Below are 13,339 nucleotides of genomic sequence, written 5' to 3'. Positions count from 1 at the left end.
GCCTGGCGCGTTCTCGTTTGCCGACCTGCCATCGCTTCGCATTCCGATGGCACGCTCCTCTCTTTCCCACATCGCCACGGCGACCGCCCTGCTCGCATCCGGCCTCGCGGCCGCCCAGACGCTGCCCGCCGTCACCGTGACCGGCAAGGCCGCCGAAGCCGCGCCGTCGCTGACCGGCTTCAGCGAACCGCCGGCCAAGCTGCCCATGCAGGCGCTGAGCCTGTCCGCCGAACGGCTGGACGACCTGGGCATCAACCAGTTGGCCGGCATCACCAAGCTGGATGCGTCGGTCTCCGATGCCTACAACCCCGTCGGCTACTGGTCGCAGCTGAAGATCCGCGGTTTCGATCTCGACAACCGCTTCAACCTGCGCCGCGACGGCCTGCCAATCAGCGGCGAGACCGCGCTGTCGCTGGCCAACAAGTCGGGCATCGAGATCCTGAAAGGCAGCTCCGGCATCCAGGCCGGCACCAGCTCGCCCGCCGGCCTCGTGAACTTCGTCGTCAAGCGCCCACTGGCCGACGACGCCACGACGCTCACCGTCGGCGCCATCCAGGGTGGCACGGTGGAGGCCAGCGTCGACCACTCGCAGCGCCTGGGCGCCCAACGCGAGTTCGGCCTGCGCGTGAACCTCGCGGCCGCCCATCTGGAGCCGACGCTGCGCAACAGCCAGGGCCACTCGAACACCGTCGCCGTCGCCACCGACTGGCGCGTCAGCGCCAGCACGCTGATCGAGGCCGAGGTCGAGTTCAACCACCAGGCCCAGCCCAGCCAGCAAGCCTTCAGCCTGCTGGGCAACACGCTGCCCGACGCCAAGCGCATCGACCCCAACCTCAACCTGAACAACCAGCCCTGGAGCCAGCCCGTCGTGTTCGACAACACGCACGCATCGCTGCGCGTGCAGCAGAAGCTGGCCGGTGACTGGCGCGCCCAGGCGTCGCTGGGCCTGCAACGCCTGCGCACCGACGACAGGCTCGCCTACGCCTTCGGCTGCACGGCCGCCGACGGCACCTACTACGCCTCCAGCTTCTGCCCCGATGGCAGCTACGACCTCTACGACTTTCGCAGTGAGCACGAGCACCGCGACACGACGGCGCTGGACCTGTCCGCCAGCGGCCCGCTGCAGCTCGCGGGCTTGCGCCATGACCTCACCGTCGGTGGGCTGACCAGCCGCTTCAAGAGCCGCTCGCAGGGCCAGGCCTACAACGGCGTCGGCACCGGCAACATCGATGGCAGCGCGGTAACGCCGGCCGACCCCACGCTCGCCTACGCCAACACCAACCGCGACGAACGCAGCAACGAGCTCTACCTGCGCGATCACGTGGCACTCAGCGCCGACACGAGCGCCTGGCTCGGGTTGCGCCACACCCGGCTGCACCGCCGGAGCGTGGGCACCGACGGCTCCGAACCGACCAACTACTCGCAAGGCGTGACGACGCCCTGGCTGGCCGTGAGCCATGCCATCGCCGCCGACTGGCTGCTCTACGCCAGCTGGGGCCAAGGCATCGAGAGCCAGGTCGCACCGAACCTGCCGATGTACATCAACCACGGCCAGGCGTTGCCGGCGCTGAAGAGCCGGCAGACCGAGGTCGGCCTGAAGACCGGCACGCAGCGCGTCGAAGGCGCACTCACGGTGTTCGACATCCGCCGCCCGGCGTCGCAGGACATCGCGCTGCCCGGGTTCGCAGCCTGCGGTGACGTCGACAGCTGCGAGCGCCGCATCGACGGCGACGAGCGCCACCGTGGCCTCGAAGCCAGCGCCGACCTGAAGTGGCAGGGCGGCGGCGTGTTCGCCAGCGCCACGTGGCTGCACGCGCGCCGTGAAGGCAGCAGCGACGCCAGCACCAACGGCCGCAAGCCACCCAACGTGCCGCAGAGCGCCGTCAAGGCCCAGGTCCGCCAGGACCTGCTGCCCGGCCTGCAGGCACAACTCGGGCTGCGCTACGAGGGGCGGCGCTACGCGACGCCCGACAACAGCGTCTCGGTGCCCGCGTGGACCGTCGCCGACGCCGGCCTGCGCTACCTGCAGGGCGCGGGCAACCAGACCTGGATCTGGCGTGCCGCCATCGACAACCTCGCCAACCGCCGAGCCTGGCGCGAGTCGCCCTGGCAATACGAGCACAGCTACCTCTACCCCCTCGCGCCACGAACTTTCCGTGCAAGTCTCGAGATCAAACTGTGACGCGGCCGAAAAAACTGCTATAGTCGTGGGCTCTGTTCCTCGATAGCTCAGTCGGTAGAGCGCCGGACTGTTAATCCGTAGGTCCCTGGTTCGAGCCCAGGTCGGGGAGCCACAGAATCTCGTCGCAAGGCGAACAAAAAAGACGCACGTCGCAACCGCTTGACGTGCCGACATAGAAGTCAATTCCTCGATAGCTCAGTCGGTAGAGCGCCGGACTGTTAATCCGTAGGTCCCTGGTTCGAGCCCAGGTCGGGGAGCCAAATCAAAGCCTCATTCGCGCAAGCGGATGAGGCTTTTTCTTTAGTCACGCTCTACAGGAGCCGCCATGTCCACCCTGCCCGCCTGCCCGAAGTGCCATTCCGCCTACACCTACCAGGATGGCGACCAGCTGAGCTGCCCCGAGTGCGGCCATGAGTGGTCGGCCCAGGCAGCACCCGCCGCGGCCGCCGACGAGGCCCGCGTGATCAAGGATGCCGTGGGCAACGTGCTGCAGGACGGCGACACCGTGACCGTCATCAAGGACTTGAAGATCAAGGGCTCGTCGCTGGTCGTGAAGGTCGGTACCAAGGTCAAGAACATCCGCCTCACCGATGGCGACCACGACATCGACTGCAAGATCGATGGCATCGGCGCGATGGGGCTGAAGTCGGAGTTCGTGAAGAAGGCGTGAGCAGCCTCGGCCACACCAACGGCGGTGGCTGAGGCCGAGAAGCTGAACTGCCAGTGGCCGGCTGCACTGAAGCAGCACGGCGCCAGGACAGATCGACCGCCGTGTGCCCATCCTCGACGCCGGCATGGCGCTAGGCCACCACGGCTTCTCCCAGCTGGGTGGCCTGCGGGCCTCAGCCGCCCGACGAACGGGCGATGTCCGTCGAACGCACCGTCAGCGTGGTGATCTGCCCGCCGCCGTCGACGCTGCCCATCACCTGCCCCTCGCGCACGCGGCGCTCGCACAGGTCACGGTCCTCGGGCGGGTGCGCCTGGCAGCGCTGCAGCGCGTTGGCCTGCCATTGCTGGGGGCCGTCGTTCGCGCGGCTGAGCTGGCCGCTGCGCGCCTCGGCGTAGGCCGCGCGGGCTTCACGCAGGCACACGTTTCGCGGCTGGTGGGTACGGCCCATCATGCAATCGGCGCGTTCGCGCTCGTACTGCAGGCGCACCGGGTCCAACGGCTTGCCGGCGGGGGCAGCGTGAGAAGCCACGGCGCCGAATGCCAGCAGGGCGGCTGCCACGCATCGCAGGGGAGTGAAGGTGATGGTCATCGCGATCTCCTTGGACGGGTTGGCAGCGCGGCCCGGCGGGCCGCGCCGGGGTCAGGCTCAGCCGCGTGCGCGGACCGGCTGGCTGTCGTTCGAGATGTAGACCTCGACGCGACGGTTCAGCGCGCGGTCGGACGAGCTCTCGTTGCTGGCGACGGGGTATTGCTCGCCGTAGCCGCGGGTGCTGATGCGCGACGTGTCCACGCCCTGGGCACGCAGCGCGTCGGCCACGGCCTGCGAGCGGCGTTGCGACAGCGTCAGGTTGGCCGAGTCGCTGCCGACGCTGTCGGTGAAGCCCTCGATCAGGATGCGGCGGTCCGGGTGCTGGTTCAGGTAGTGCGCCAGCTTGGCCACGGCCGTCTGGGCGCCCGGCTTGATCTCGGCACGGCCGAACTCGAACAGCACGTCGCCCAGCGTGACGAGCATGCCGCGGTCGGTCTGCTTGGCTTGCAGTTCGGCCAGCTCCTGCTGCAGCGCGGCGGCCTGGGCCTGGGCGGTGGCGGCGTCGGCTTGCGCGCTCGCGGCCTGCTGGCGTGCGGCGTCGGCATCGGCGCTGGCGTTGGCCGCAGCGATCTGCGCATTGGCAGCCTGGGCCTGGGCGGCGTTGGCGCGGCGGGCATTGGCGTCGGCACGGGCGCGCTCGCGGTCGGCCTCGGCCGTCTTGATGGCCTCCTCTTCGCGCGCAGCCTTGGCCAGCGCCAGTGCCGTGCGGGCCTGCGTGGTGGCGACATAGGCCGCCGAGTCGATGTCGGCCGGCGCTTCGCGGTGAGCGCTCAGTTCCTCGGCGCGCTTGAGCGAGTCAGACGCCTTCTTCACGTCCAGCGATGCGTACTTCAGCGCAGCCGGGTCGGACTCGGCGCTGCGCACCGTGGCGCGTGCCTGCTGCAGGCCGGGAGTGACGGTGGGGGCGCTGGCGCAGGCGGCCATCAGGGCGGCGGCGGCCAGGGCGGTCAGGGTGGCGGTGGTTCTCATCGTGGGTCCTCTTTCTCGGATGCTCAGGAACGGTTCAGCTGGCTCTGCAGCTGCTGGATGCTCTGGCGCACTTCGGCCAGCGCACGGCCGGCGCGGGCGGAGCGCGCCGTGGCCTGGGCGAGTGCTGCGTCGGCAGCGGCTTCATCGGCCAGCTGGCGGGCGGCAACGTAGTCCTGGCGAGCCATCGCGGCGTTGGCGCGTGCCAGCTTGTCGCGGGCGGTGGCCAATTCGGCCGGGGCCTCGGCGGCGTTGCCGGTGGCCTGGTCGACGGCCGAATTGGCGACCGCCATCTGCTCCTTGGGCTCCGGGGCCGAGGCGCAGGCCGCCAGCGCAGCGGCAGCGCACGCCACGAGGACGACACGGCCCTTGGTCTTCATCGATTGCGGATTCATCTGGAACTCCTGGTTATGAACGGGCCGTTCGGCGGCGGGCCACCGGGTCGGCTCTGTTGCAGCGGACTGCCCATGCAGTATTCGCAAGCGGCGTGTCGGCCAGGGTCGGAGGGGCCACGCGCCGAAGGTCGGCCTCGGGCCTCGTGGGTTGTGGGACGGGCCCTACGCCCCTGTAGGGCAGTGGCGATTGCGTGCTGCCCGCCCGCGCGGCGCGCGGGCGGCCGCCTCAGCCGGCGGCCTGCCTGAAGGCCATCACGGCCTGGTTGCGCAGCGTGCGCAGCAGCGACAGCTGCTTGTCGTCCAGCGCCACGGCGCCGGCCCGCGGGTGGTCCGCGTAGATGAGGCCCAGCGGCGCACCCTTGAGCACCAGCGGCAGCAGCAGAAAGCTCTGCGCCTGCATCTCGTCGCCGACCCAGGCGGGCAGCCGCGCGGCGATGTTGGGCGCGCGAGCGTCCTGAATGAGCGTGTCCGCCCCCTTCAGGCACACGGCGGCGAGCAGGTCGGGTGGCTGGGCGGTCAGGTCCACGCGCAGCAGCGGCGCGAGGCGCTCGACGTCGTCCCCCACGCCGAGACGCCCACTCAGCATCTGGCCGCGTGCATCGCGCAGACAGAAGATGACGCGGCGCAGCCCCAGCGCGCGGTACATGGTCTCCAGGATCATGCGCAACACGGCGTTGAGCTGGAAGCTGTGGACCATCGTGTCCGTGATCTCCTGGATGCCGGCCGCCAGCAGCTCGCTGGCAGCGGCCGCACCCTGGGGCTGGCCGGGCGCGTCGTGGCGGTCCAGCACCATCGTCGGCGCCAGCTCCAGCTGTGCGAGCGAGTCCTGCACCGACGGCTGCAACGGCGCCAGCAGGCGCTGCGCCTTGGAGTGCTGCGGCAGCCGCAGCTCCAGCGCCTCGGTGGCCTGCGTGAGGCGCTGGCGCGCCGTGTCGGCCGCCTTCTCGAACGCCTCCACGCCCAGCCCCAGCGCGCGCGCATGCCGCTGCGCCAGCGCGCGCACCCTGGCGTGGGCCTGCTCGGGCGGCGTGTTGAGGATGAGGTCGGCCATGTCGTTGGCCACGCGGGCCAGCCAGCGCTGGCGCTCGGCCGGGTCCTCCACGCGGCGCAGCGGCGGCTCGCCAGGCGGGCGGCGCATGGCGCGCTGCAGGCTGTCGGGCAGCCCCCACTGGCGCGCCACGCCCAGGCCCAGCGCCTCATAGCTCATGCCCAGCACCTGGGCCGAGGCCGTGGCCTCGCTGAGCGCGGGGCCGTCGTCCACGGGGCTGGCCAGGCGGCGCACGGTCTCGGCCTCCTCGGGGAAATAGAACTCGGTGAGCGTGCGGCCGAGGTGGTGCAGCATGGCGCCCAGAAAGGCCTCCTCGGCCTCGCGCTCCACCGTGCACAGCTCGCGCGCCACCGACGCCGCCATCAGCGAACGCAGGAAGTCCTCGCGCAGCCGCTGGGCATGGCCTTTGTTCTCCATGCGCTCCAGCAACACCAGGCTCAGCGCCAGGTTGCGGATGCCGGCAAAGCCGATCAGCGCGACGGCGCGCGACACGGTGCTGATGCCGCCGCCGCCCGTGTGCCGGTAGGCCGCCGTGTTGACCAGGCGCAGCAGCTTCTGCGTGAGCGCCACGTCCTTCAGGATCTCGTTGGACAGGCTGGCCAGGCTCTCGTGCTCGGACTGCGTGAGCCGCTGGATGCGCGCCATGGCCTCGGACAGCGCCGGAAAGTCGCTCTTGTGGCGCATGCGGCGCAACAGGAAATCCAGCACGGGCGCGTCCTGCGCGTCGGCATCGGGCTCGGTCGCCGGGCGCAGCCAGGCGGCGAGTGCATCGTGCAGTTGCCGCGCGCCCGCCCAGCGGGCCGCCGGGTCACGTGCCAGGCCACGCTGCACGATGGATCGCAGCGCGTCGTCCACATCGCTGCCCAGCCCCGACGGCAGCACCAGGTCGGTCGTGCGCACGCGCTGCACGGCGCGCCAGGGGTCGGTGTCGTGGTTCAGGCGCTGGCCGCTGAGCATCTCCGCCAGCATGACGGCCGCCGCGAACACGTCCATCTGCGGGTGTGGCGCCGCGCCGGCCGCGGCCTCGGGCGAGATATAGCCCGGCGTGCCGATGATGCGCGCCGGCGCCGCAGCGCCTGACGACACGCGCGCGGCGATGCCGAAGTCCATGACGCGGGGCCGGCCGCGCGCGTCCAGCAGGATGTTGCTGGGCTTGAGGTCGCGGTGGACGATGCCGGCGGCATGAGCGGCCGTCAGGCCATCGAGCACGCCGAGCATGATCGTGACGGCCTCGGCGGCGGTCAGCGGCGGCCCGGCCCGCAGGCGCTGGCTCAGCGTGCCCCCGCTGACGTACTCGAAGACCAGGTAGGCGTGCCCGGCCTGCATGTCGGCCTCGAAGACCGGCACGATGTTGGGATGGGTCAGCCGGCTGACGGCCCGCGCCTCGTGCAGCCATTCGTCCAGCGTGCCGGCTTCACTGGCATCGGGCCCTTCCATCTTCAGCAGCTTGAGCGCGACCTCACGGTCCAGCAGCGGGTCGTGCGCCAGCCACACCATGGCCTGCGCGCCCTCCCCCAGGCGCTTCAACAGCCGAAAGCGGCCGAGTTGGGGCGGGAGTTCGTCGACCATGCCGCCACGCTCAGGATTCGCCGCGGCCGGTCAGTCGTTCGCGCAGCGGCGAGGGCGTGACGACGGCGGGCCGCTCGGGCGCCCCGCGCAGCGGCGCAGGCGGGGACGCTGCGGGCCGCTGGGCGCCGGGATTGAGCGCCTCCATGACCTCGCGCAGCCCCAGCCCCAGCGCCCGGGCGTAGCGACGGGTGGCCACCTCCACGCCGGCGCGCCGCCGCGCCTCTGGCTGGGCCAACGCGTCCAGCAGCTCGTTGGCCAGACTGCAGGTCAGCCGCAAGGTGTCGGCATCCGTGCGCGGCGCATGCACCGGCGCGTCCAGCGGCTGGCGGCGGATCATCTGCAGCAGCTCGTCGCCCAGGCCCCAATGCCGCGCGACGGCCATGCCCAGCGCCTCCAGGTCGCAGCCCAGCACGGCGTAGGCGGCCGCCCGCTCGCTGAGCGAGGGCGGATTCGGGATCTCCTCGGTCGGCTCGGGCGGCACCATGAGCTGGCGGATCTGCTGCGCGTCTTCGGGGAAGTGGTACTGCAGCATCAGCCGGCCGAGGTTCTGCATGATGGTCAGCAGGTAGACGACCTCGCCGTCATAGCCCGCCGGGCGCAGCGCCTGCGCGACCTGGGCGGCCTTGGCCACGCGTGCCATCACGCTGCGCAGCATCTCGGCGGCCACCGGCTGCAGCGGGCCCGGCCAGGGTTTGAGCGCGTTGGCCGCCTGCTGCAGCCCGTCCAGGCCGATCATCTGGATGGCGCGCTGCACGTTGAGCACCGTGTCGCCGCCATGCCCGGCCTGGCGCAGTGCGTTGTTCACACGGCGCAGCAGTTCCAGGCTGAGCGCCATGTCCTTGAGCACCATCTCCGACAACGCGCTCGCATGCTGGGCTTCCAGGCCCGACCCGGCAGTGAAGCGGTGGATGCCGGTCGTCGTCGTGGGCAGATGGCCCTGGCGCTGCAGCTTGTCGAGCAGCAGCACGATGGGACCGCCGTCGTCGTGCGCGGCCGCCTGGCGCCAGCCGTCGAGCGCGCGCAGGAAGCTGCGCGCGAGGTGGTAGCGCTGGCGCAGCTGGCGGTCCGTCGCGCGGTTGCAGATGGCGCGCAGCGGGTCGGGGATGGGGTGCGGCGTCTCCCAGCCCAGGCGCACCATCTCCCGGCCGATGGGCTGCATCTGCTGCACGACGGCCAGCAGGTCGGGCTCTTCCAGCACCGGCCGGCCGCTGAGGATGCGGTGGAGCAACAGGCCGGCGCACAACACGTCCTCTTCGGCCGACTCGCGCACGGCGCGCCGGGTCACGGTGCTGAAGTCGACCGAGGCCGGGAACACCTCCTGCGCCACCTCCAGCCCCATCAGCCTGACCTTGTCGTTCGCGTCGATGAGGACGCTGGCGAGTTGCAGGTCGCGGTGCGCGTGGCCGGCCTCGTGGGCGAAGGCCAGGCCTTCGAGCAGCTGGGCCACCCAGCCGGCAGCGTCCAGCGGCAGCGGCGCGGATTGGCGCGCCAGGCGTTCGTCGAGCGTCTCGCCGAACGCGCGGTCGTAGGCGGCGTAAGGCCAGCCCTCCACCTGGCCCGCCTCGAACAACGGTGCCACGTTGGGGTGCTGCACGCGCCCACCGGCCTGGGCCATGCGCAGCCAATGCTCCAGCGCCGCCGCGCTGTTGGGCTTCTCGCGCGGCATGCACAGCAGCAGCTCCTGGCCATGGCGCGGATCGAAGACGCGCCAGATGAGGCTGCGCCCGCTCTTGCAGAGCAGGGCGCGCAGCTCGAAGCGTCCAAAGCTTCTCAGCGGCGTGGCGGCGGGGCTGGATTCAGACACGACGGGGACGATCGAGACAGTGACATTTGTGATGCGCGCATTGGACTCCACGCGAGCTGGCGCGAACCTGAAAGAAGCACCGAATAGCGACGGAAATCGACCGCCAGTTCGTGCAATCGATCGCTTCCGTGCACCAGCTCACGATCCAGCCTCGGCCACTCCGGCAAGCAAGAGGTCAGCCAGTCAGCTGGGCCCACACCTTGTCCAGCCGCTTCACGCTGACGGGCTGCGGCGTGCGCAGCTCCTGCGCGAACAGGCTCACGCGCAGCTCCTCCAGCTGCCAGCGGAAGTCGTCCAGCCGCGCGTCCCTCACGCCCTTGAGCTCGGCCAGCCGGCGCGTGTAGCGCTGCTCCAGCGGTTTGACCTCGCTCATCAGCTTGGTGTCGCGGGCCGGGTCGGCGCGCCATTTGTCCAGCCGGCCGGTGATGGCTTTCAGGTAGCGCGGCAGATGCTGCAGCTGCGGCCACGGCGTGTCGAGCGCAAAGCGCTTGGGCACCAGGCGCTGCAGCTGGGCCGCGATGTCGTCGCCCACCTCCTTGGCCGGGCGTGAGTCCTTCAGCTTGCGCGTGGCGTTGGCCAGCTCCTGCAGCACGGCATGCACGGCGCGCGCCACTTCCTGGGCGATGAGGTTGAGCCGGCTGCGGCCTTCTTCGATGCGCTTCTTGAACGCGAACGGGTCGGTGGGCAGCGGGTCACCCAGGAAGGCGCGGTCCAGCGCCACGCCGATGATCTGGTCGCGCAACTCCTCGGCCGTGCCCAAGCCCATGAAGAGCACCGACATGCGCTGCAGGTCGGGGATGTTCTTTTCCAGGAACTTCAGCGGCTCCTTCAACTGCAGCGCGATGAGCCGGCGCAGCCCGGCGCGGTGCTTGGCCGCGGCAACCTCGGGCTCGTCGAACACCTCGATCTCCACATGCGCGCCCTTGTCGATCAGCGCCGGGAAGCCGATCAGCGTCTGGCCGCCCTTGCGGACTTCCAGCAGCTCGGGGAGTTCGCCGAAGGTCCAGTCGGTGTACGCCTGATTCGCGTCGCGGGCCGGCTCGGGCTTCTTTGCAACGACCTCGGCACGGATGCCCTTGCCTGCCACCGGCGCGGGCGCCGGCTTGGGCGCTTCGGCCGCCGGCAGCTTCAGCGCCGCCAGCGCCTGGAAGGCCGACCTCGCCTGCCCGCCCAGCTCCGCCTTCAGCGCCGCGAGCTGGCGGCCCTGGCCCAGCTGGCGGCCATGCTCGTCGACGACGCGGAAGTTCATGAACAGATGCGGCGCCAGCTGCTCCAGCTTGAAGTCGTTGCGCTGCACGGCCAGCTGGGTACGTTCCTTGACGGCCTTGAGCAGCACGTCGACGAGCCCCCCTTGGGCGAACGGATGCAGCTCGACGAACTCGGCAACGAAATCCGGCAGCGGCGTGAGGCGCGCGCGCGGCTTCTGGTGCAGGCTCTTCAGCAGCGCCGTCACCTTGGCCGCCAGCATGCCGGGCACCAGCCACTCGGCGCGCTCCTCGCTGACCTGGTTCAGCGCAAAGATGGGCACGGTCACCGTCAGCCCGTCGCGCGCGTCGCCCGGTTGATGCAGGTATTGCGCCGCGCAGTCCACACCGCCCAGCCGGATGACCTTGGGGAAGGCCTCGCTGGTGACGCCCGCCGCCTCATGGCGCATCAGCTCGTCCTGGCTGAGCTGCAGCAGCTTGTCGTTGCCACGGCTGGCCTCACGCCACCACTTCAGCAGCGTCGCGCCGCTGAACACGTTCGGCGGCAGCTTGTCGTCGTAGAAGGCGTAGATGAGCTCGTCGTCGACCAGCACGTCCTGGCGACGGGACTTGTGCTCCAACGCCTCAACCTTGCTGATCTGGCGCCGGTTGTGGCCGATGAAGGGCAGCTGCTTGACAAGGTCTTCCGGCAGCTCGTCGTTGACGAGGCCCTCCCGGATGAAGATCTCGCGCGCCGCCTTGGCATCCACGCGGCCGAAGTTCACGCGCTTGTTGCTGTAGAGCACGATGCCGTAGAGCGTGGCCCGCTCCAGTGCCACGACCTCGGCGGCCTTCTTCTCCCAGTGCGGTTCCAGCAGCTGGGTCTTGATCAGGTGGCCGGCGATGGGCGGCAGCCACTGCGGCTCGATGTTGGCCAGGCCCCGGCCGTACAGGCGCGAGGTGTCCACCAGCTCGGCCGCCACGATCCAGCGGCCCGGCTTCTTGCTCAGGTGCGCGCCCGGGTGGCGGTAGAACTTGATGCCGCGCGCGCCGAGGTACCAGTCCTCGTCGTCGCTCTTCTGGCCGATGTTGCCCAGCAGGCCGGACAGCATGGACAGGTGGATCTGCTCATACGTCGCGTCACTCTGGTTCAGCCGCCAGCCATGCTCGGTGACGACCGTCTGCAGCTGCGAATGCACGTCGCGCCACTCGCGCACGCGGCGCGGGCTGACGAAGTTCTCGCGCAGCAACGCCTCGTGCTTGCGGTGGGACAGCTTGTGCTCGCCCTCGCCGCCTTTCGAGTCGCCCAGCCACTTCCACAGCTTGAGGTAGCCCATGAACTCCGACTTCTCGTCGTCGAACTTCTTGTGCTTCTCGTCGGCGGCCTGGGCCGCTTCCTGCGGGCGGTCGCGCACGTCCTGGCCGCTCAGCGCCGATGCGATGACCAGCACTTCCGTCAGCGCGTCGCGCGTGCGGGCTTCCAGAATCATCCGGCCCACGCGCGGGTCCAGCGGCAGGCGCGACAGTTCCTTGCCGAGCGGTGTCAGCTCGTTGGCGTCGTCGGTCGCGCCCAGCTCGTTGAGCAGCTGGTAGCCGTCGGCGATCGCCTTGGGCCGCGGCGCCTCGAGGAAGGGGAAGCGTTCCACGTCGCCCAGGTGCAGCGACTTCATGCGCAGGATGACGCCGGCCAGGCTGGAGCGCAGGATTTCCGGGTCGGTGAACTTCGGGCGCTCGTTGAATTCCTTCTCGGAATACAGCCGCACGCAGATGCCATTGCTGACCCGGCCGCAACGGCCGGCGCGCTGGTTGGCGGCCGCCTGGCTGATGTTCTCGATCAGCAACTGCTCGACCTTGTTGCGGTAGCTGTAGCGCTTCACGCGCGCCAGGCCCGGGTCGATGACGTAGCGGATGCCCGGCACGGTCAGCGACGTCTCGGCCACGTTGGTCGCCAGCACGATGCGACGCGCGCCATGCGGCTCGAACACCTTGTTCTGCTCGGCCTCGGACAGCCGCGAGAACAACGGCAGGATGTCCACGCCCGGCGGGTGGTGTTTGCGCAGCGCCTCGGCCGCCTCGCGGATCTCGCGCTCGCCGGGCAGGAAGACCAGCACGTCGCCGCCGCCCTCGCGCCACAGCTCGTCCACGGCGTCGCAGATCGCGTTGTTCAGGTCGTACTCGCGGCTCTCCTCGAACGGGCGATAGCGCTGCTCGACCGGGAACAGCCGGCCCGACACCATCAACACCGGCGCCGGGCCCTTGCTGGACTCGAAATGTTTGGCGAACCGGTCCGCATCGATCGTGGCCGACGTGACGATGATCTTCAGGTCCGGCCGGCGCGGCAGCAGCTCGCGCAGATAGCCCAGCAGGAAGTCGATGTTGAGGCTGCGCTCGTGGGCCTCGTCGATGATCAGCGTGTCGTAGGCCTTGAGCAGCGGGTCGCTCTGCGTCTCGGCCAGCAGGATGCCGTCGGTCATCAGCTTGACGGAGGCGTCGCGCGAGAGGCGATCCTGGAAGCGCACCTTGTAGCCCACGACCTCGCCCAGCGGCGTCTTCAACTCCTCGGCAATGCGCTTGGCGACGCTGCTGGCGGCAATGCGGCGCGGCTGCGTGTGTCCGATCAGCCCGCCACCGTTCACGCGGCCGCGCCCCATCGCCAGCGCGATCTTGGGCAGCTGCGTGGTCTTGCCTGAGCCCGTTTCGCCGCAGACGATGACGACCTGGTGCTCAGCCAGCGCCTGCATGATCTCGTCGCGGCGCGATGAGACCGGCAGGCTCTCAGGGAAGGAAATGGACAGGGCCGGCTGCGCTTGTCGGCCCCCACGCCCGTTGTGCGGGCTGCCCTGCGATGGGGCTGCGCCGGCTGGGGAGCGGTCTTGCGCCGCTGCTGACCGGCTCTCGGTTCGTTCGGAATTCATTGCCGCGGGATTGTCCC

General features: G+C 70.2%; 8 protein-coding genes and 2 tRNA genes. 4 read left to right on the top strand and 6 right to left on the bottom strand.

Annotation, left to right across the window (positions count from 1 at the left end; genetic code table 11):
• Positions 1-46 precede the first annotated feature (46 nt).
• The 4 genes from ACG00X_RS01360 (at position 47) to ACG00X_RS01345 (ending at position 2,852) form a co-directional block, all read left to right on the top strand.
• Positions 47-2,182, top strand: a complete 2,136-nt coding sequence (locus tag ACG00X_RS01360; protein WP_394486129.1) for a TonB-dependent siderophore receptor — start codon at positions 47-49, stop codon at positions 2,180-2,182.
• Positions 2,183-2,218: 36 nt separating this feature from the next.
• Positions 2,219-2,294 (top strand) — tRNA-Asn (locus ACG00X_RS01355).
• Between the two features lie 72 nt (positions 2,295-2,366).
• Positions 2,367-2,442: transfer RNA gene (locus tag ACG00X_RS01350), tRNA-Asn, on the top strand.
• 65 nt (positions 2,443-2,507) lie between these two features.
• Complete coding sequence (locus ACG00X_RS01345) at positions 2,508-2,852, top strand: zinc ribbon domain-containing protein YjdM (RefSeq protein WP_394486128.1); 345 nt, start codon at positions 2,508-2,510, stop codon at positions 2,850-2,852.
• Between the two features lie 172 nt (positions 2,853-3,024).
• Here ACG00X_RS01345 and ACG00X_RS01340 read toward each other — a convergent pair whose 3' ends face one another.
• The 6 genes from ACG00X_RS01340 to hrpA all read right to left on the bottom strand — a co-directional run bounded on the left by ACG00X_RS01340 (position 3,025) and on the right by hrpA (position 13,322).
• Positions 3,025-3,441 carry a hypothetical protein gene (locus ACG00X_RS01340; protein WP_394486127.1) on the bottom strand — a complete coding sequence of 139 codons (417 nt, stop codon included), beginning with the start codon at positions 3,439-3,441 and terminating at the stop codon, positions 3,025-3,027.
• A 57-nt stretch (positions 3,442-3,498) separates the two neighbouring features.
• Positions 3,499-4,410 carry an OmpA family protein gene (locus ACG00X_RS01335; RefSeq protein WP_394486126.1) on the bottom strand — a complete coding sequence of 304 codons (912 nt, stop codon included), beginning with the start codon at positions 4,408-4,410 and terminating at the stop codon, positions 3,499-3,501.
• A gap of 23 nt (positions 4,411-4,433) precedes the next feature.
• The gene (locus ACG00X_RS01330; RefSeq protein WP_394486125.1) at positions 4,434-4,802 is read right to left on the bottom strand and encodes a DUF4398 domain-containing protein; all 369 of its coding nucleotides are present in this window, start codon (positions 4,800-4,802) and stop codon (positions 4,434-4,436) included.
• Between the two features lie 226 nt (positions 4,803-5,028).
• A complete protein-coding gene (locus ACG00X_RS01325) occupies positions 5,029-7,419 on the bottom strand; it encodes a protein kinase domain-containing protein (protein WP_394486124.1) in 2,391 nt (796 codons plus the stop codon).
• 10 nt (positions 7,420-7,429) lie between these two features.
• Positions 7,430-9,223 (bottom strand): HDOD domain-containing protein, encoded by a 1,794-nt coding sequence (locus tag ACG00X_RS01320; RefSeq protein ID WP_394486123.1) that lies wholly within the window; start codon positions 9,221-9,223, stop codon positions 7,430-7,432.
• Positions 9,224-9,398: 175 nt separating this feature from the next.
• Positions 9,399-13,322 carry an ATP-dependent RNA helicase HrpA gene (gene hrpA / locus ACG00X_RS01315; RefSeq protein ID WP_394486122.1) on the bottom strand — a complete coding sequence of 1,308 codons (3,924 nt, stop codon included), beginning with the start codon at positions 13,320-13,322 and terminating at the stop codon, positions 9,399-9,401.
• Between the last annotated feature and the right edge of the window lie 17 nt (positions 13,323-13,339).

The organism is Pelomonas nitida, from assembly GCF_043555975.1.
Taxonomy (GTDB): domain Bacteria; phylum Pseudomonadota; class Gammaproteobacteria; order Burkholderiales; family Burkholderiaceae_C; genus Pelomonas; species Pelomonas nitida.
Note: the sequence above shows the minus strand (reverse complement) of the source record. Positions and strands in the feature narration are given on the sequence as shown.

Bases quoted from the DNA above. Each gene is read 5' to 3' on its own strand.
- ACG00X_RS01360 (WP_394486129.1), top strand. From the start codon at position 47: ATGGCACGCTCCTCTCTTTCCCACATCGCCACGGCGACCGCCCTGCTC.
- ACG00X_RS01345 (WP_394486128.1), top strand. From the start codon at position 2,508: ATGTCCACCCTGCCCGCCTGCCCGAAGTGCCATTCCGCCTACACCTAC.
- ACG00X_RS01340 (WP_394486127.1), bottom strand. From the start codon at position 3,441: ATGACCATCACCTTCACTCCCCTGCGATGCGTGGCAGCCGCCCTGCTG.
- ACG00X_RS01335 (WP_394486126.1), bottom strand. From the start codon at position 4,410: ATGAGAACCACCGCCACCCTGACCGCCCTGGCCGCCGCCGCCCTGATG.
- ACG00X_RS01330 (WP_394486125.1), bottom strand. From the start codon at position 4,802: ATGAATCCGCAATCGATGAAGACCAAGGGCCGTGTCGTCCTCGTGGCG.
- ACG00X_RS01325 (WP_394486124.1), bottom strand. From the start codon at position 7,419: ATGGTCGACGAACTCCCGCCCCAACTCGGCCGCTTTCGGCTGTTGAAG.
- hrpA (WP_394486122.1), bottom strand. From the start codon at position 13,322: ATGAATTCCGAACGAACCGAGAGCCGGTCAGCAGCGGCGCAAGACCGC.